The organism is Acidihalobacter yilgarnensis, from assembly GCF_001753245.1.
Classification (GTDB): domain Bacteria; phylum Pseudomonadota; class Gammaproteobacteria; order DSM-5130; family Acidihalobacteraceae; genus Acidihalobacter; species Acidihalobacter yilgarnensis.
The window spans coordinates 2,828,809-2,846,802 of sequence record NZ_CP017415.1 but is presented as its reverse complement, the minus strand read 5'-3'; the positions used below and the strand labels follow the sequence as shown (position 1 = coordinate 2,846,802).

Annotated in this window: 13 protein-coding genes; 10 read left to right on the top strand and 3 right to left on the bottom strand. The window is 62.7% G+C overall.

Annotation, left to right across the window (positions count from 1 at the left end; genetic code table 11):
- Positions 1-348 precede the first annotated feature (348 nt).
- A complete protein-coding gene (locus tag BI364_RS13710; RefSeq protein ID WP_156782769.1) occupies positions 349-627 on the top strand; it encodes a hypothetical protein in 279 nt (92 codons plus the stop codon).
- On the opposite strand, the gene BI364_RS13705 is transcribed toward BI364_RS13710, so the two are convergent.
- Together BI364_RS13705 and BI364_RS13700 are read right to left on the bottom strand one after the other, a co-directional pair.
- Positions 624-1,736, bottom strand: coding sequence for a hypothetical protein (locus BI364_RS13705; protein ID WP_070079228.1), 1,113 nt, complete (start codon positions 1,734-1,736; stop codon positions 624-626). The genes BI364_RS13710 and BI364_RS13705 overlap by 4 nt on opposite strands.
- Positions 1,737-1,872: 136 nt before the next feature.
- The gene (locus BI364_RS13700) at positions 1,873-5,751 is read right to left on the bottom strand and encodes a conjugal transfer protein TraG N-terminal domain-containing protein (protein ID WP_070079227.1); all 3,879 of its coding nucleotides are present in this window, start codon (positions 5,749-5,751) and stop codon (positions 1,873-1,875) included.
- Between the two features lie 39 nt (positions 5,752-5,790).
- Between BI364_RS13700 and BI364_RS13695 the strand changes: the two genes are divergently transcribed.
- Positions 5,791-6,402 carry a type II toxin-antitoxin system HicB family antitoxin gene (locus BI364_RS13695; RefSeq protein ID WP_070079226.1) on the top strand — a complete coding sequence of 204 codons (612 nt, stop codon included), beginning with the start codon at positions 5,791-5,793 and terminating at the stop codon, positions 6,400-6,402.
- Between the two features lie 1,511 nt (positions 6,403-7,913).
- Complete coding sequence (locus BI364_RS13685) at positions 7,914-8,102, top strand: hypothetical protein (protein ID WP_156782768.1); 189 nt, start codon at positions 7,914-7,916, stop codon at positions 8,100-8,102.
- Positions 8,103-8,470: 368 nt separating this feature from the next.
- Here the strand turns inward: BI364_RS13685 and BI364_RS13675 are convergent, their stop codons facing one another.
- Complete coding sequence (locus tag BI364_RS13675) at positions 8,471-9,004, bottom strand: hypothetical protein (protein ID WP_070079222.1); 534 nt, start codon at positions 9,002-9,004, stop codon at positions 8,471-8,473.
- Positions 9,005-10,028: 1,024 nt separating this feature from the next.
- Between BI364_RS13675 and BI364_RS13670 the strand changes: the two genes are divergently transcribed.
- From BI364_RS13670 to BI364_RS18775, 7 genes are all read left to right on the top strand, one after another.
- Positions 10,029-11,111, top strand: a complete 1,083-nt coding sequence (locus tag BI364_RS13670; RefSeq protein WP_070079221.1) for a hypothetical protein — start codon at positions 10,029-10,031, stop codon at positions 11,109-11,111.
- Between the two features lie 106 nt (positions 11,112-11,217).
- Positions 11,218-11,493 carry a hypothetical protein gene (locus BI364_RS13665; protein ID WP_156782767.1) on the top strand — a complete coding sequence of 92 codons (276 nt, stop codon included), beginning with the start codon at positions 11,218-11,220 and terminating at the stop codon, positions 11,491-11,493.
- A gap of 212 nt (positions 11,494-11,705) precedes the next feature.
- Positions 11,706-12,695, top strand: a complete 990-nt coding sequence (locus tag BI364_RS19320) for a primase-helicase zinc-binding domain-containing protein (protein WP_070079219.1) — start codon at positions 11,706-11,708, stop codon at positions 12,693-12,695.
- 18 nt (positions 12,696-12,713) lie between these two features.
- Entirely contained in the window at positions 12,714-15,437 is a 2,724-nt protein-coding gene (locus tag BI364_RS13655) for a DNA polymerase (RefSeq protein WP_083251418.1), read from the top strand.
- Positions 15,438-15,475: 38 nt separating this feature from the next.
- Positions 15,476-15,919, top strand: a complete 444-nt coding sequence (locus tag BI364_RS13650; RefSeq protein WP_070079217.1) for a hypothetical protein — start codon at positions 15,476-15,478, stop codon at positions 15,917-15,919.
- 1,236 nt (positions 15,920-17,155) lie between these two features.
- Entirely contained in the window at positions 17,156-17,755 is a 600-nt protein-coding gene (locus tag BI364_RS18780) for a toprim domain-containing protein (protein WP_083251417.1), read from the top strand.
- Positions 17,745-17,930, top strand: a complete 186-nt coding sequence (locus BI364_RS18775; RefSeq protein ID WP_083251416.1) for a hypothetical protein — start codon at positions 17,745-17,747, stop codon at positions 17,928-17,930. The genes BI364_RS18780 and BI364_RS18775 overlap by 11 nt, the downstream gene beginning before the upstream one ends.
- Positions 17,931-17,994 lie beyond the last annotated feature (64 nt).

Genomic DNA, 17,994 nt, shown 5'->3' with positions numbered 1-17,994 from the left:
CGCTGCGCACAGCTGTTCCGCAAGTACGGCGAAGGGTCCTGAGCACCGGTTTTTTCCGCAATCTCGTACTGCTAATCTGCTCGGCCGCCTTGAGGTACCAATAGTCAGCCTTTGCGCGATCTACGCGCACGGCACTGGCAAAGTCCTAAGCTTTGGCTAGAGCGTTTCAGCTACAGGGCCCCTGCTCCCGGCCTGCTTTTCCAGGCGCGCGATGTCAGCGCATTCAGCGAGTGCCGCGGAGGGCGCTGAAAGCAGCGCCAACAACCAGCAGCGCGGGCACTAAAGCTGCGCAGAGCCAATTTCTCATGGAGGCCCATCCTCACGCCAAATTCCATTATGGGTCGAGCCGTGGTGTCAGGTGCGGCTTGGTTGTTGTCCTTGTGTGTTGCCCATAGCTATGCCTCTCGCTATGCAAGTCTTTACGTTGGTGCTCTCGTACCTCATCTCTACCTTGCAAAGCACGGCTTTGTTCGCGCTGATTTGCGCCTGCCGCCGTTGAGGGCGGTAGGCGCGGGTGGGGCGGGTGGGGCGGATGAGGCGGATGAGGCGGATGAGGCGGATGAGGCGGATGAGGCGGATGAGGCGGATGAGGCGGATGAGGCGGATGAGGCGGATGAGGCGGCTTAGTCGCCGGTATTAATCGTGCAAAGCAGGTCGGCAGGACTGTAATGCCGCGCCGCATCCTTTTCAGCCTCTAGCCGACTTTCTTCGGCCCGGGCTTTCGCCTGATGCCCTTGGTACCGCTGCAGCCTTGCGTGATAGCTGCGGTATTCCGCCCGAGCCAGATCGCGCCAAGGCCTGATCGCCTGAACCACGGGCGCCATGCGCACGTAATCCGCGCGCATGGGCTCGTCCTGCGCGTGAACCTGAAAGTGCTGGTCTCGCGCCTCCTTGATGAGCGCCGCACGGCGCTTCCGCGCTTGCCTCGACGCCAGTAGCGTCCACAGCGGAATAGCGGAAGCGCCCAGCCCCCACGCCAAAGCTCCGAGGACGTCGTGTGCATTGACCGGCAGGGTGCCCTCCAGCATGCGGCGCACGAGCATGGTGGCAATGCCCGCCTCGGGCGCCACGAAAAACAGCCACGCCAGGACTAGAAACGGACGCCTAATCGCCCGCTTTCGGGTCGGCGGCCGCAGTGTCTCGGTCGCGATCCAGGTTTTGCTGCCACGCATCACGGCATCGAGCGACTTGGCATTGGCGCCGCCTGGCGCCCTGCGCAGCCCGCACATCACGCGTCGCAGGCGCGACAGCGCCTCCGGCAGGCGGTCGAGTGGCGGGGAGGGGTCTTCGCCGTAGACCACCAGAAAATCGAGATCCTCAACCATCGTGCCGCCCAGCGGATCGTGTGGATCGCTGATCTGCTCGGCGTGCGCAATCAGGGCTGGGCGCGCCATTGCCACCAGCGTGCGCGTAGAGAACTCGGGACCGACATCGAGCGGGAGGAAGGGCGAGTACGACCAGCCCTCGGGCTTGTAGTCCTCGCGGTTCGCGGCTCGCTCGACGCCCAGCTTCGCCACCAGCAGATCGCGTAGACGACGCTCCTGGCGTACACGAAAACCGTGTGCGTGCGGAGATCTGCCTGGCGCGCGGCGGTACAATTCGGCGTTGAGTCGATCGCGGGCTTCCATCGCCTTGAGGCGCAGGGGCGCGGCCTTTGCCTTGACGGCGGGGGTGGGCCAGATCGGACGAACCGTGACGTCAGGTTCGGTTGGTATGCTGTTCTTGTGTGTTGCCATGGCTATGCATCTCGCTATGCAAGTCTCTACGTTGGTGCTCTCGTACCTCATCTCTACCGCGCGACGCACGGCCTCCCTAAGTTGAGCCTACCGCCGTTGAGGGTGGTGGGCAAGATTTTTGCTTATGGCGCACCCCCTACGAGCTGGAGTCTCGCGGGATGTCTGGACCGTCTGTGCCTTCGGCGCCAAGTTCCCCAGGTGTCGGCCCGCCCGTTTCAGGATTGGGGGCTGGCCCAATCGAGGGAGTCGGCGGCGCGGGCACGGAAGGGCTACCGGTTAGCGTGGGCATCGATAGTGGCGCGTGGTCAGTTCCGCCTGGCTCTCCGTAGGCTGCCTGATCAGCGGCTACCCCTCGATTCACCATCCCGGTCGAGGGTGCTGCCCGTGATGTAGGCGCGGTGGCTTGAGGATCCGCAGCGCCTGACCCGGCAAGATCCTCCGCCCAGTCCGCGACCTTGCTGGAAGCCCCTGTCCACCGGTCAAGCACTGTGCCCGCCTGATAGCCGACATAGCCTGCTCCACCCACCTCCGCGAGCGCTGCCGTGGCGAGCCCCAGGGCGGCCATCCCGCCATCCGCTAGCAGGTCAGCGCCGCCGCCCGCATCCAGCAACTCCGCCACACCGGACCGAGTGTCCTCGGCGAGATTGCGCGAAGCGTTAGCCACCGTTTGCGCCGTAGTTTTGAGCAAGCCATTGACACTGGTCCCCATCTTTGCCGCAATCGCGCCAATGGTCATGCCCTCAGCGCCGGGCACCTTGATTTTTGCAAGGTCTTTAAGGTCGCCTCCCGCCCAGTTCGAAGCCACGGTAGCGAGGGAGGCCACGCCCCCTTCGCCGATCGTGGCGATCAGGTTATGAGCCTCCTTTGCGGCGGTGCTGCCGTATTGCTCCCCGACCGTCATCGGGGAGAAGGGGTTCGCCGAATTGAGCGCGGCGCCCGTCTGTGCCTCCTGCTTGGCAATGGCTTTATTCTGGCTCGCCGTCTCGGTGGTCACCTTGCCCTTTTCGGCATTGAGTTTAGTCTGCGCTGTCGCCGATATCGTGCCAGCGGCATCCGTCGCGGTCTTGGTCTTGGCCAGATACTGACTCTTGAAGGCCGCGCGCTCCTGATCGAACTCCGTGGAGCCAGGCTTGCCGGAGAACTCTGCTTCTGCCTTGCTGAGCGCTTGCTGATACTTCGGGCTCGCGAGCACCGTGCGCGCATGCTGGCTTTCCTGCTGCGCGCTCTGCATCTGGGCTTGCGTCAGGCCTGGGGCGGTGGGCGCAGCGATCTTGCTGCCATCCCCCGCGATCGTATGCTGCACTTGCTCCTGGAGAGACCCCAGCATCGATGAGAGATGCTTCGTCTTGTTCTCTTGCATGGTCAGCGCGCCATCTACGGTTCGGAGTGCCGCGCCACTGCTGTCAAAGCCCACCGGCACCGTGAGGCTTGCCGTTGCATTACTGGTCAGCTGCGCGCTGTGCGCCACGCTATAGCCACGTGAGGCGAGTTTCGAGAGGTCCGCTGCCTTCTGGTAGGTCTCGGAGATGTTGTGACCCAACCCCTTCGTGGCCGATGCCATTGACGAATTGAACTGCGACATCGCGGCCTCGACCTTGGCGTTGTGCCCAAGGGACTCAGCCTCAGTCTCGCCGTTTTCTACCTTATTACTCTGCGTATGGTCCGTGCTCGTGCTGGCTTTGGCATCCGTCGACGATTGCAGTGTACCTCCGGTCTTTGTGTCCATGGCGCTCAGCGCCGCCCCCAGGACGCCGCCGACGACCTTACCGCTGACCTTGACGAATTTCCCGCTCTTTTCGATAAAGCTCATCGCCTCGGCGCCGCCGGCTTCGGCAGCCTTGACCCCCTCTTTCCCTCCCCGTTTCGCCAGGTCTATCGCGCCGGCGTCCGCCGCATCTTCGGTGATCTGACCCTTCTCAACCAACCCCTGCAACATCTTCGCGACGCCGGCACCGGTCATGCTAACGCCTGCCTCCGCTATGTTTTTCTTGACCTGATCTGCGGACGCCCCCGCCTTGATCAGATTCGAGGCCAGCGTGGACACGGCGTGGTTGGCTTGCGTCTGATAACTTGCCGCCTCACCGGCAGTAATCGTGTGTCCGCCCTGACCCGCTTCGCCAAGCGCGTTGGCTGCCGACTCACTGGCGCTGGTTTGCGCTGACTCGGCGGCGCTCGCCGCGCTCTTTGCGGTTACGACTGAGCTCTGCGTGACCGCGGCGGTCTGAGCCTCAATCGCGCTCCGGCTGGCCGCGAGCTGTTGCGAAATCGCAGAGCCATCCACGTTCGCCTGAATGCCCGAGGCAGTATAGGTCTCGCTCGAGCCCGGGCCGGGCAGACCCACCATCGCGCCGCCACTACCCGCTGAGAGCTTGTACAGCTCCATTTCCTGGTCGATGGAGGTGTTGTTGAAGCTCTTGTTGCCCAGCGAGAGATTGCCGGTGGCGGCTGCGGATCCCGCCTGAGAGGCCAGGGCTGCGCCCATGCCGCCCGCAAGGAACTCGGTGAAGGCGATGCCGCCCTTGACCAGGCCCCAGGTGATCAGCGGCACCATGCTGGCGAGGAACCCGCCGGCGAGGACCAGGTGGCTGGTCATTTGCGTGACGGCGCCCATGTTGGCCATGGAGTAGCCGCCGGAGCTGCCCAGTACGCCGCCCATCTGCCCCTGGCTGTAGGAGTCAATGATGAAGTTGACCAGCGCCAGGGTCGGCTCCCACAGCGCCAGCCAGATGATGACCTGCGTGTAACTGATCAGCAGGCGCTTGCCGGCGCCAGGGATGAAGGCAGCGGCGATGATCAGCGGTGTCATCGCGATCAGGAAGGCCTGCAGCACGGAATAGAGATAGCCGGACATGTCACGGAAGATAACGGCGGCGGTGCCCCAGGAGGAGACCTGCGACTGCTTGGCCTGGCTAATCGCCATGGCGGTCACGGCGGCGGAGTTGCCGGACGCGATCTCGGCCGCGTTCAGGGCCGGCCGCAAGGCGTTGATCGCGGCCGCCTGCTCGATCGATTGGCCGGAGCCGCTGGTCAGTGCGCCGCCAAACAAGAAGCTCTGTGCACTCGCCATGGATCCAGAGAGCCACGAGTAGGCGCTGGTGTTGCCGTAGGTCGAGGCGGAGTCGGCCAGCCAGCCCGGAGCGGCGGCAGCGAAGAAGCTGCGCAGGTAATCAAAGGCGTCCTGCCCGCTGACCGCAGGCGTGGTGTTGGTTGCGGTCGGGGTGTTGCCGCCCACACCGCTGGGTCCGCAAGGGACCATCGCGCCGGCGGGCTGCGTATCGGTGTAGACCGGGGTCAAGGGGGAGCCGTCGACCAGAGACAGCGGACCCGACGTGCCCCACAGATCCGATGATTTGATCATCGCGTAAGGCGAGATCCGGCCGGAGACGATCGAGGGCACGATGCAGTTCTGCGTAAAGGCCGCAAGCGTTGCGCGCACGTTCGGGTCGGTCACCTGCACCTCGGTGGAGGCCTGGACGAGAGAATTGGCGAGGTTGAAGCCGCCGCCAGAGACCGTCAAGTCGCCCGGGATGGTGAAGAACTGCTCCAGTGTCTTGGTGATCGAGTAGCCCGCGGTCGAGGCGATGGCCTCCGGCAACGCGATCAGCAGCGGCACGTTGCTCAGCGTATTGCTGTAGCCCGTCACGGTGTCGGTGATATAGACGGTGGCCGTGGTCTTGAGCCCGATGTTGGTCAGCGCCACGATGGCGATGAAGGTGCCCACAATCTTGCCAGCGCTCGCGGAGCGGTGCGCCGCCGCGATGGAGAGTCCAATGATACCGACAGTCACCAGGAAGCCGAGGAGTGCCCAGTAAGCGCTGGAACTCACCAGGCCAGTGGCCGCCTGCAGGATGTTGTAGATCGTGTTGCCGTTGGCAAAGGCGTAGACGGTCCAGGCCGTGGCGCCGGCCGGGTTCGCGGTTCCGGCGAAGGCCGAGAGCGGCGACACCAGGGCGAGCAGGGCGCATAGATAGGTCAAACGCGTGAGGATCGAGGATTGGCTGCGATGTGGTTTCATAATAGGACTAGGTGTTAACGAGAATTAGAGCAGGGCGGGATGGCCCTGGAGGTTCAAGTAATGCTGTTTCCGTTGTACGTTCACAAAGATGCCGAAAGCGCATACAGCGCATCGTTCCCTGACTTTCCTGGCTGTTTTACTGCGGCCGACGAGCTGAATGACCTGCCGCGTCTGGCGCAGGAGGCAGTCGAGTTGTATTTCGAGGGTGAGGACATTCTGATTCCGCCACCCTCCGATCCGGAGGATATGGGTCAAGACGACCGATATCGGGATGGCTATTGGATGCTGGTAGAGATCGATCCAAGCCACCTTCGTCCGGCAAGGTCCGTGCGACTGAACATCAGTCTGCCCGAGACGCTACTGCACAGCATCGATGCAACCGCGAAGGCGCGGCACTTGAGCCGCTCCGCATTCCTGGCGTTCGCAGCGGCGAAGGAGTTGACGCCCTCGCCGAACAGCCGATCTCGTAATGAGGGCGCCTCAATGACCACAAGCAAGAAAGACGCAAGTCTCGCTGGGAAGGCGCTAAAGCGTTCAAAGACCGCCAAGGCGCAAAAATCCGTCGCGGGGTCCGATTTGGCACAGGCGAAACGCAAGAGTGACCCGCCCGTCAAGAAGCCCCCCACAAGGGCCAAATCGAAAGCGCGCTAGGCTTGGCCGTCGACTTTGAAATAAGTGGCCAATTCGGCCCGCAATCCGAGGTTCATCCCTCGAATAAGTTTGTTCAATAAAAACAGCCTGGGGGTTAAGTCCCAGGCCGCGAAGGTGTTAATGACAAGCGCTTTTTCTGGGCCAATGGAAGCGCAGATAGCCGTGTATCGTACGGATAATCAGTTCTCCACTATCTTTTACGTACGCCTCGAGCACCTCTCCCATGACCACGAGATTTAGGCTTTCGACGGGCCAGGTCGGCGAAATCTGAATCGGCTCCGCTTTGCGTCTGAACGAGACTAGGGGGTAGTGGGCACGCAAAATGACAGGGTCGGACAACAGGCTTCGCACTTCGTGTAACTCCATCTTCATATTCCTCTTCGTTCAGCATGGATACGCGCTCATGCTGTAGGCGCTTGAGGATTGACCTCATGCGTACTAGGGGGAACTGAAAATTAGAGGAAGCAACCTGCGCTTAATGAAGGGTGCGATTGTCGGGTAGTCTGAAATTGCATACCCGGTGGTCAACTTTTCCATTGTGGCGACCAGGGGCTGGCGGCGCAATGCGATACCGACAGGTCAGCTGACGTGCTCGCGTTTAGCCCCGGCGCCGGATGGACGGCCCACGTGATGATTTCGCAAGCGCTCGCGCCATTCGAGCCGGACCAGGACAGACGAGGCGGCGCGTTGACGCTTTTGATTCGCGTAGCACCAGCACGAAGCATCAAACGCAGACAAAAAAACAATGCTAACCAATGGCTTATGGACGATCAGAGCGCTGTGCGTTTGAGCGTTGATCCCAGGCAACCTTTCGCCAGGCCTACCACGCGCGCAGACAGCTGGTCCGGAGGCGATTGAGGATTACACAACATCTAAGAAATAAAGACTTAATCCATTGAACGCTTAAACGCCTTACTGCAGTGATGGTTTGTAACTTGCTGTTTATGCCGGTAATAGTGGGGCGTATTTCGGCGTTTGAGCCGGATCCCGCTTCAATACGCCTACTACGCTTGAACGCCACCAGGGCTCGCTTGCGCGACCTGTTCTGCTGGCCGAGTGGGAGCCTCTTCCTTGCGGCCTGTGCCTGTGGGTGAGGCCGCGGCGTGGCAGCATCATCGCCGGGTGACGAAGAGACTCACCGACCCGCGGATGCAGTCTGTACAGCGGCGCTGTACATCATCCATAGCCAAGCCGCCCTCCGCCCATGCTGGCGGGCGAAGTTGCCCTGCACAGAGGCCACCGGCAAGCCTGGCATGACATCGGTACTCCTGGCCGCTACGCCCGCGCGGTCCGTGTGAGTGCGCCCTGGTGTTGGCCTGCGTACGGCCTCCGGCCAGTCCGGCGACGCTTGTGACGCAGTAGCGCGAATTCTCCGATTGAGCCTGCCTGCGATGACGATCCACGGTTTTTATTCGCCAAGAGGGCCTCTGGCGAACGAAAAGGAGGGCGCTCTAATTTAGCCTGACACCTAGTCCTCGGTGAGCCCCGCATTTTCGCGGTGGATGGAGGAGATGAGCGTGCGATTGAACAAGGAACAAAGCCAGCATCTAGCGAACACCGTCAGCGTGATCGCCCTGCTCGGAGGCTGTTACTTCGTCTACCAGGGTATGACGCATTCAGATTGGCCCACGATCGTGTGGTCCGGTTTGGCGTTTTTGATCTTGGAGGGCTACGCCCTGTATTTGCTCAAGGCTGCCTGATCATCTCGCTGCAGCACCTGTCGATGCCGGCTTGGCTGATGCGGCCGAGTTTCGGCGAAGCGAAGTCGAGATTTTCAGCATCGGGCTGAACGGGATCACCGAGACGGCTTTCAAGGACCTAGAGCCTATTCATGCGAGGGGGCGGCTCGACGCCTCCCCGCTTTTTCTGCACATGCTTCGGTTGGAAGAGATTGGGCGTGCGCTGATGCTTTCGCTTGTGAAGCGATTGTGTCCACGATGCATCGTATCCATCGGTTTTTCTTAAGACTGAATTTTCACCCTCGGTCTGTTGTCGCCGAGTTTTGAGCGATTGAATGTGCGTGGCCGAGTGTACGCAGCGGACAGCAGGGGAGCGTGCGGGACAAATATCATAAATCGCGCGCGAGATTCCATAAAAAACCTTTTAATTGTGCATTACATCGCGTCGGTGTAGCGCTGAACGCCAGCAGGCACCCGCACACAGCCATTGGGAGTGTGCTTCTCCGCGCCATAGGTGGCGACCTTGGCGACTTCCCCGAGCGCCGCAGGGTGTAGGGCAGGCCCAAGGGGCCGAGTGAGCGTAGCGGGTTGCAGCGAGTACCCGTGAGCGTGTGCAAGATCAGCGCTGCGGTGTTCGCGAGGGCAGCGGTCTGGCGAGAGGCGCTCCCGGCCGTGACGGCGGCGCGCTCGGCCTCGATGCAGGCCAGCAATTCGTCTGGGCGTCCGGTGGCGACGCGAGACGCTACGCTGCGAAGGGCCAAGACAAAGCCGCTGAGCGCGAGCTCGGGGCGCGACTTGCCGGCGTCGAGCTTGGCGCCAGGCGCATGCTGATCTATGCCGAGAGGGTCCTTCTCCGCCGTCGGCGGGAGGCGCGACGCGCTATCCTCGCGGGTTTGCTGATCTGTGTCGCTGGGTGTCGCCATGCCGCTCTCCTCGCTGATTCGCTGATTGGTGCCGCGGCGCAATGCCGGGTGCTTGCGAGGACTAGGTGTCGGCGAAAATTGGAGCGGTGGCGGCGAGGATTCTGGATCTCCCTTCCCTGGAAGGGAGGGTGTGGCGCGAGAGGCGAGCTTCTCGGCCGGAGGGTCGCTAAAGGCGGCTCTCGCTCGGTTTCGGATTCACCACCCCCCCTAGGGGGGGTGTTTTCCATGGGCTCGGCGGTGGCGATGACTGAGAAGGACCGCTTGGCGCTGGCGACGGGTGGGCCTAAACCCCCGTTCCCCAGCGAATATCAATGACTTAGCGATGCCGCGAGGGCGCTGACCGAAGCCAGGAGCGCGGGGTGCGACTAAGCGCGACAATAGAAAATGCCTTCGTCGCGCCCTTTAGTCGCAGCGCGCCACACCCCATTCCCCCAGCCGATATCAATGACTTACGGGGGGCCACGAGGGTGGCTTGCGACAATGCGACTAAAGAATCGTCTGCCTTACACGCATACACACACATGCATGCGCACACATACACGCATACATGCACACAGGCGCACGTACGTATATGCGTAAGGTATAGGTATTTAGCGTTTTATAATCGCAGTGCCTCTTGGTAAAGCACCTAAGTCATTGATATCGGCTAGGGGAATGGGGTCCAGAAAGTGCGATTAAGACCCGCGATTAAGTCATTTTCTATTGTCGCGCTTAATCGCAACCGCGAAAAAACGGCGTCACCGGAAAAAGCTAAGTCATTGATATCGGCTGGGGGAGTGGCCTCCGGCTTCCGCTAGCCCGGGGTGCGATTAAGGCTTTTAGGAGGTGGTTCAGTGGCTAGGGCCGCCCCGTCTTGCCTCGCTAAGTCATTGATATCGGCTGGGGGAATGGCCTACGTGGCGGTATGGCAGGCGTCACGGCGAGCGCATCCGGCCCCGCGCCCTCTAATTTTGGCCGACACCTAGTCCCCACCATCAGGCGCAAGATCGGCGCCCGGCCAATGGACCCAGCTTGGAGACGATGGATGCAAGGGATACGAGAGGCTCAGCAAGCGGCGCGCAAGATGCAGCAAAAGCTCGAGCGGGCGCTGGCCCGGGCGCAGATCAAGCAAGCCACGCTCAACGCGAAGGGGCTCTTGAAGACCGGCGATCGGCTGCGGGTCAAGCTTCCGAGCGGTGAGTTGCGCACGATCACCTTCGATGGCTGGCGCGGGAGCCAGATTGTGACGCGAGGCGGAATCCGTATCGCTGAGGCGCTTGCGGTCGATCGACTGAACGGACAGCCCGTCGACTTCGGAGACTCATCGTCGAGTGAGGGTTCCTCGGAATCAAGCGAGATCCCCGCCCTTCAAGCGTCGGTGAAGGCCGCAAAAGCGTTGTCAGCACTATCCTCGGAGGCTCTGACCGCCGCGCTACTGGAACAGCGCCCCGCAGCGAAGCCCGCGGAGCAGAGCGAAACCGCCTTGCCACCACCTGCGCAAGCCACGGAATTACTCTCGATTCTTCGCCAGGCAGTGAGCGGTCTTTCAGACGAGACGCTACGCAGCGAAGGGCTGAGCGCAGCGCTCTTGGCACCCATTCCGCCTCTGTACGCGCCGCCGGATGCCGTTAAGCCCAAGGCTAGCCGATTCGTCGACTCCCTCGGGCTCCTGCTATCGCGCACCGAGAACCCGGCGGACACGAGCCCGGCCAGACGGCCATTCCTGGGTGGCGGGCCAAAGAACGGCGCGAAGCCCGAACTTCCGAAGGCGCCGATGGCTGACGCGAAGCGCCAAGCCCTTCTGGCCGCATCCCTCGGCGGCTCATCCGCCCGTCCTGAGTCCCTAACCCCCACGAGAATACTCAAGCGCCAGCGCCCGAAAGCGCTGCCAGCCGCCAGGGGCCTGGCGCCTGTGACCATCAAGCTCACGAAGGCTGACGTCGACGCCGTCCTGCATCAGTACGCTTCGCGCCTGGTCACGCCCAACCTTCGCACGCTGGCGGCGAGGGCTGAGACCTTCTTCGAGTCGCTAGGACCTGTTGAGCACGCACGCCTGGAGACGGCTGCGCGATTCGCCCTCCAGGCTCAGCTCGCCATCTTCATGCGTGAGCGGGACCTGCTGGTGTGAGCCGCGGGTAGATCCCAGGCCAGACCCGCTCGCCTCCCCAATTCCTCGCTCCCCCTAGTCCTTCACGAGCCCGGCCTTTTGCCGGTCAACCATAGGAATGCCGCAGATGAATGCACTAGCGCTATCGACAAGCTCAGCCTTTGGGATCACCGAGGAGGACGTCCTTGCCGTACTCAAGCAGAACGTCTTACGCATTGCTGACGTCAGTGACAAAACGGTTGCCTTCTGGGCTGAGGAGTTTTTCGCGATGCTAGGCCCCGACGAGCACGCACGCGTAGCCAATGCTGCGCTGGCGAGCGAATCTGGCGATATCGACGACCAAACGATCGCCGCCCACGCCGAGATCGCCCTCATCATGCGTGAGCAGGGCCTACTGAAGTAATTCATTCCACGACGGAGCCTGCGGGCTCCGTTTTGCTTGTGACTCCGGCGCCGCCTCAATTTTCGCGCGCACCTAGTTCGCTTGATCGGGTGTCGTTCTGCCCCACCGCACTGCCGAGATTGCAGTTGCGGATTTTTTTTTCGATTTATTTTTCGTTCTAATTTTCGACCCAGCCTATTGCTGGTATAGACACCCTAATCGAGGAACATCGCATGACCGATCAAGCCTACCCACAGCCTCCGGCCCGCCCCACGAAGAAGCCCCTCCGTGCGCCGTCGCCCGCCGAAATCGCCAAGGTCCGTTTGCTGGGCCACTGGTCCGGCTTTTTTACCTGGCTGAACGAGACGAAGCGTCTCGAAGTGAGCTTTTTCCCAGGCGAGCCGCAGGCATGCCCCGCCCACGGCGGAGCCTCCGGCGAGGCCTTCCGGTTCTTCCCGGACGCCGACTTCACCGGCGGCGGCATCTGCAATTCCTGCGCGCACGTGCGCGCCGCCAACGGCATCGATCTCGTCGCGGGCATCCTGCAGGACCTGCCGGACGGCCACGGATTAGCCGCTGAGGCGGCGCTGGCACAATCAGTGGCCTGGGCAGACGAGTACGCCCTTGAGGCCGACCTGCCGCCGCTGGCGTGTCCCGCCTCTGCCGTACAGGTTGGACGCTGGCTACAGGCTGATCACAACGAAGCGCCCACGCGATATCTCATCTCACGTGGCCTTGCCGTCGGCAGACTCCCGGCGGCCTTGCGCGGGATCGCGACGATGCCGGCTAAGGGGCGATTCAAGACCAAACCGCCGCAAGTGTTGGCGTTGGTGCGTGCTCCGGACGGACGGCCCATCACTTACCACTACATTCCGCTGTCTGAGCACTACGGACGCGCGCCAGAGGATGCGCCTGGCAAGAAGGGCACCGCGCCACTCGACAAACAGATTGGGATCGCTGGCGCCTACATCGAGTTGGGCGCCGAGCATGCGGCCACCTTGATCGTGGCCGAGGGCGTCGAGACCGCGCTCGCGGGCGCCGAGCTGTTTGCCCGAGCTCGCCCGGAGGCTGGGCCACCCAGGGTGCGCGCCATCCAGGTCGGCGGCGGACTCAAGAGTCAGGTCATACCGCCCGACGTACAAGAAGTCATCTACCTGATGGATCGCGACCCCACCGCCTTACGAACGCGTACTCCCTGCACCTCGTTCGCGCTTAAATTCTGACGACACCTAGTCCTCATCATGTCATCACGCGAACCCACATTGACCGACCCCACCAGCCTCGCTGTCTGCATGGCGGTGGCGACCACCTCGTTGAGCGCTGCGGCTTTCCGCGGCGGCGACCAGTCAGCGCCGCCGCTCCACAGCCTGGGCGATTCCAGCCTAGCGAAGCTGCTTGCCTCAACCGAGCTGACCCCTGAGCTAATCGGGCTCGTGGAGCAGCTCGGGCTGACTGAGGACTCCACTGAGCCAGAGACCGAGGCTACGAGCACCGAAATGCCAGCGCCAGGCGCGCCGTCCACGGTCAGCGTAGACCCTGCAGAATTGGCGGCGAGCGGCTGGGCTGACGCTAACGACAGCGCGCTGATCGAATCCTTGGCAGGCGCCCCGTGGCAGGTCATGGACACCGAGACCACCGGACTGACGCAGGCCTCAAAACCGGTCAAGCTGACCAAAAAGGTGCTCACGGCCGGCAGCGATAATACCTTGCGTGTACGCGTCCTGACGGCGGTCTGGCCCAATGCCGAGGGCCAGATTGTCACGGCGGGCTGGGACCTCGACACACTCACTGCGGCACAACGCGCACAGCTTGCGCGAGCGGCACTGCGGGGCGTGTTCGTCGGGCATAACGCGACCTTCGATCTGGGCTGGCTGATGCCGCTGGCACCGGATACGCGCCCTGAGCGGGTGCTGGACACGCTGCTGTTCGCCCGCCTGATCGCCCCCGAATCGCCCGTACTGCTGCGCGCGCGGATCGCCAAGGACCCACGCATTCTCGATGAAGTCGGTCAATCGGTCGGATGGGGCCTGGCGGCGCTCTGCCACGTCCATGGCATCAATGAGCACATGGACAAGACCTACCAGAAGCCGCGTCACTGGACCGACCCGGCGCCGCTGTCGCGCGCCCATTACGACTACGCGCTGGGCGACGTTGTGGATCTACACAAGCTGGTGATGGTGCTGGTCGGCACCTCGGTCAGCACCGATCTCCTGGCTGCTTATGATGCTTGGAAGCAATCCCTGCCGGCGTATCTGGAGCGCTTCGCGGCGCTCTATGAGCGCGCGCCGCTGCAGCTGGCCGACCTGCACCTACGGGGCATGCCGTTGTCGCGTGAGGGCGTTGCGCAGTACGTCGCGCAGTGCGCGCAGGAGGCGCATCAGCAGACCGATACGCTGATCGCACTCGCACCGGGAATCGCGCCTTACCGCGAGGGACTCGCTGATATCGGAACCGGCACCAGCGCAGCGCTCAAGAACGCGCTGGCCAAAGCGCTGCTCGACTACGGCATCACCGTCGAGCGTACGCCGAAGTCCGACGCGCCCAAAGTGGGCGAGAAAGACCTGCGCGGGCTGGGCATCACCCACAGTCCAGCGGCACCGTTGTTCCATGCGTTGGCCAGGATTAATCACGCGACCAAGCGGGCCGGGATGGCGCTGGCGCTACTGGGTTTTGCGGACCGCGCCGACGACAGCCGGGTCCACAGCCTGTACGCGCCGGTCACCGCCACCGTGCGCTTGTCCTCCTCAGAGCCCAACCTGCAGAACGCGCCCAGCGTCGCGGCCTTCCGCGCCTTGGTGCGTGCCGGCAAGGGCAAGAAGATCATCTCCTGCGATTACTCCGCCATCGATGTGCGCGTGGGCGCAGCACTCGCCATCCGCGAACAGCGCCGGATCGTTCGCGCGCTCAATGATGAGGACTACGCGCATAAAACCTATGGCCAGCACCTGCCGGACTTCCGGGAAGCGGTCGCGCTCGCGCCTTCGGCGACGACTGATGCGATCACCGAAGCCCGCGAGTCCGCCGACCAGGCCTACGCCAATCGCGACTGGTCACGCTTCGATACCGCCCGGCAAACGGAGCGCGTGGCGGTCTTCGCTCTCGCGCTCCGCACCTGGCTCAATCGTCTGGCGCCGGACGTCGATACGGCGACGGCGCTGGCAAATCTACAGGGCGTTGACCACCGCCGATTTGCCGGTTACTCGGCGCTGCGTAACGCGTTCTGCATTGGCATGGACGTTCACACTTACACCGGTCTGCGCATGCTCGGCTGGGATCCAGAGGCCGAGGTCGCGGGCCTTTCCGGCCCCGCGCTCAAGGCGCGCATGGACGAACTCAAAGAGGAGATCGGCGACGCGCGCAAGCGCGGCAAGGTCTCCAATCTGTCCTTGCTCTACGGCATGGCTGCCGTCTCATTCCGCCGTCACGCGGCCAAGGTGTTCGATGTGCATATGAGCGAGGAAGAGGCACAGACCGACATCGATCTATGGCTGAACGCCTACCCGGAGATCCGCTTGCTGTCGGCCTCGACCCACCTGCGCAGCGAGCATCGCTATAACCCAGATGGACTGGGCGGACGCTTCGGCCTGCACGGGAGCGTGCGGATTTACGACCCCAAACACGGCAAGGCCAAACACGCCCCGATCTGTGCCGACACCACGCTGATGGGTCGCCCGGTGGTCGCCGCCGGCCTCAACTCAAGCCTCAATTACCCGGATCAGGGCTCTGGCGCGGACTTGCTGATGCGCGTCCTCGACCGGCTCGAGCGCGAGACCCCCGACCTTTACGCGGCGGCGATCAACCAGGTCCATGACGAGCTGGTGTTCGAGGTCGATGCAGAAACAGCTGAGGTAGACAAAGACCGAATCCGCGCCCTTATGACCGACGAGGGCAGGCTCATGCTGGGTAATTACGGCATACCGATGGACGCGAGCATCGTGGTCGACGACGTTTGGATGAAGGACTGAGGCGGTCGTGTGTACGCCCATGAACAGAGGATAATGCCATGTCAAAAATAATATTCCAGGCCCCGCCACCGCGCGCCAGCGCGCATGAGATCGCACTGTTCTCGGCGAACGTTATCAACCAGATTAACCAGCGTCTTGAGGAGGTCCGCTTGCGCTTGCGCGAGACGCAGCCGGTCAAGGTTGGCAGCGTCACGCTTGGGCTTTATGCCTGTGGGCGGGGATGCCTGACCTGCCCACATCTGAAGTGGTCGATCTGGTGGGCGCACCGCACCGTGAAGGCCAATCTCTTTCGGGCCCACCCTATTCAGGCACCCCTTCGCAGGCTTCACTCGACCGGGGATTTTGCGGCAGGTGCCGCAGAAACCAGAAGGCTTGTCGAGGAAGCTCAGCGTCTTTTCAAGGTCCGTAGCGAGCTGGCAAAAGGGATCGGCATCATGCGTCGGGCCCTGATCCGAGCCGCCGATCAGTCCGAAGAAGGCTAGCGCTTGACTCGACCAATCTCAGCAACACCGCGACGCCTTGTGCTGGCGCTAAGCCCTTCGCGCGAAGCCTTGGCCCACCCGCCTTGCGGCGAGTTGGCGCTTACTATCAGGCTCGCGCCTTGTGTGGATGCCGGGCGTGGCGGTGGGGCTGCGCTTTGGCGCTGCGGGTGGAATGCAGCAGCGCGAATAACGCCGACCTCAGCGCCTCGCGAAGGCAAAGCACACAGAGGCTCGTTAATTTTTCGAGTCGACAAAGTCAGTCTTTGGCTGCCAACCCACCGCGAATACACCGCGATTTTTTTCAAGAAAGCGCGCCCCAATACGCGATGCCAGTGCGGGGCGCGGGCGAAAAACGGCTGGATAATGGAACGGCACCGCGCCACCTCGTAGCCCAGGCATCCCTTCCCGTGAGCGAAAAGCGAACGGGCAGGGAGGCGCTTTTGACTCGGACTTCGGCGCCCGTGATACCCGGCACCACCGCACGCCAACACCGCCAATCCCGGCCCGGCCACGCCGCTTTGTGCCGTTGGGAGAACCCCGATCCTTGCGTTGGCTGAGCGCTCAGCCATCACCGCTGGCCGCTGCCGAAGCCTCGTGACGGCGCAATAGCCCAGCCCACCGCCAGGTCAAAGTCGAAGCCGCGGGCTGTGGTCTCTTCACACCTTTTCGCCTCACCTCCGGCCCGATATCGACGCGCAGGCTCGTCGCTTCCCGCCCCTCGCGGAGGCCTGAGCCGACCGCCTGGTGTGCTGTGCCCACCCTCTCATCCGGGCGCAATCTCACGCCGATTCTCACACCGATTCTCGCCCGGATCGCGAAGCTTTGTGTCCTCTAGCGACCGTGTTGTCGCCTAAATTCAGCCCCACTCAGACCTTGGTCGAAGGCGCGATTTTCGAACGATCACCCATTCCTGCCGAACTTAAATATGAATCAGTCGGTAGCGCGTTTCGTTGCGGCGCGTTTTTAGATGTTTTCCACCGGCGCGGAGTTGGTCTCGGCGTCTCGTCCCGATGTTGGTTGCGCACCGGGGGTCCTCGCATATCCGACGTTGGTGCCAAAGGAATTTATTTGCCACGCCATTACGCGTCGTCGCCACAGCGCCACCCCTCCGTTGTTCTCGTTGCCGAGAGCGACAAGCAACGCGGGCGCTCCTCAAGAGAAACGTGACGAACAGCACATCAACCCACTGGTCCTTGAACTCAAGCGCCGCAGGGCACGACACCCGAACGCTGTGCTCTGCGCCTTCTTGCGCCACGGCATAGAGATCAGTTCATTGTCGCGTGGGGCGCGAGCCGGCGAAGCGATTCACTAAGAAGCCTGCATGAGCAAGCAAGACCGTCGTCATCGTCGAGTCCCCGGCAAAGCGCAAGCCACGGCCACCACGACCTCGTCACCGCGAGTGTCGAGCACGTGCGCGATCTGCCGTGCAACAGCATGGGCGTTGCACCACTCGTCTTCGCTTTTGAGGATGAGGTCACCGAGCGCGGCAAGGACGTGCTCTCTCGGCTGCGCAAAATCATCCAGTGCGCGGACAACGTCATCTTGGCGACCGATCCGGGTTGCGAGGGCAAGGCCATTGCGTGGCACCTCAAGGAAACTCTCAAGCTCTCCGAGTCTCGGTGCCCGCGCGTCACCTACCACGAAGTCACGAGGAGTGCTGTCCGCGCCGCCATCACGCGGCTGCGCAGATCGACATGCACTTGGTGCGCGCGCAAGAAGGCCGGCGTGCCCTCGATCGTCTCGTTGGCTACACGCTGTCGAGCGTGGTCTCCTCGGCGGTCGGCGTCGCCTCTCCGCAGGGCGAGTCCAGTCGCCGACCGTGTGCTTGATCGTTGACCGCGAGCGCGCGATCCGCGACCACAAGCCAGTCAATCACTTTGGCGCGAGGCTCAAGCTCGCCAACGGTGGCGCTGCCGAGTGGCGGACCGACCCCTGGCTGCCGGAGGGGACCCTCTACGTACTAGACCGCGCACTGGCCGAGCGCGTGGCCTTGACGTGCAAGCTCAAGTAGTTGGTAACGGCGAGCCGTATGACGCGCGAACGTCACGCACGGTTCTGCGGGAGGCTGGAGGCGT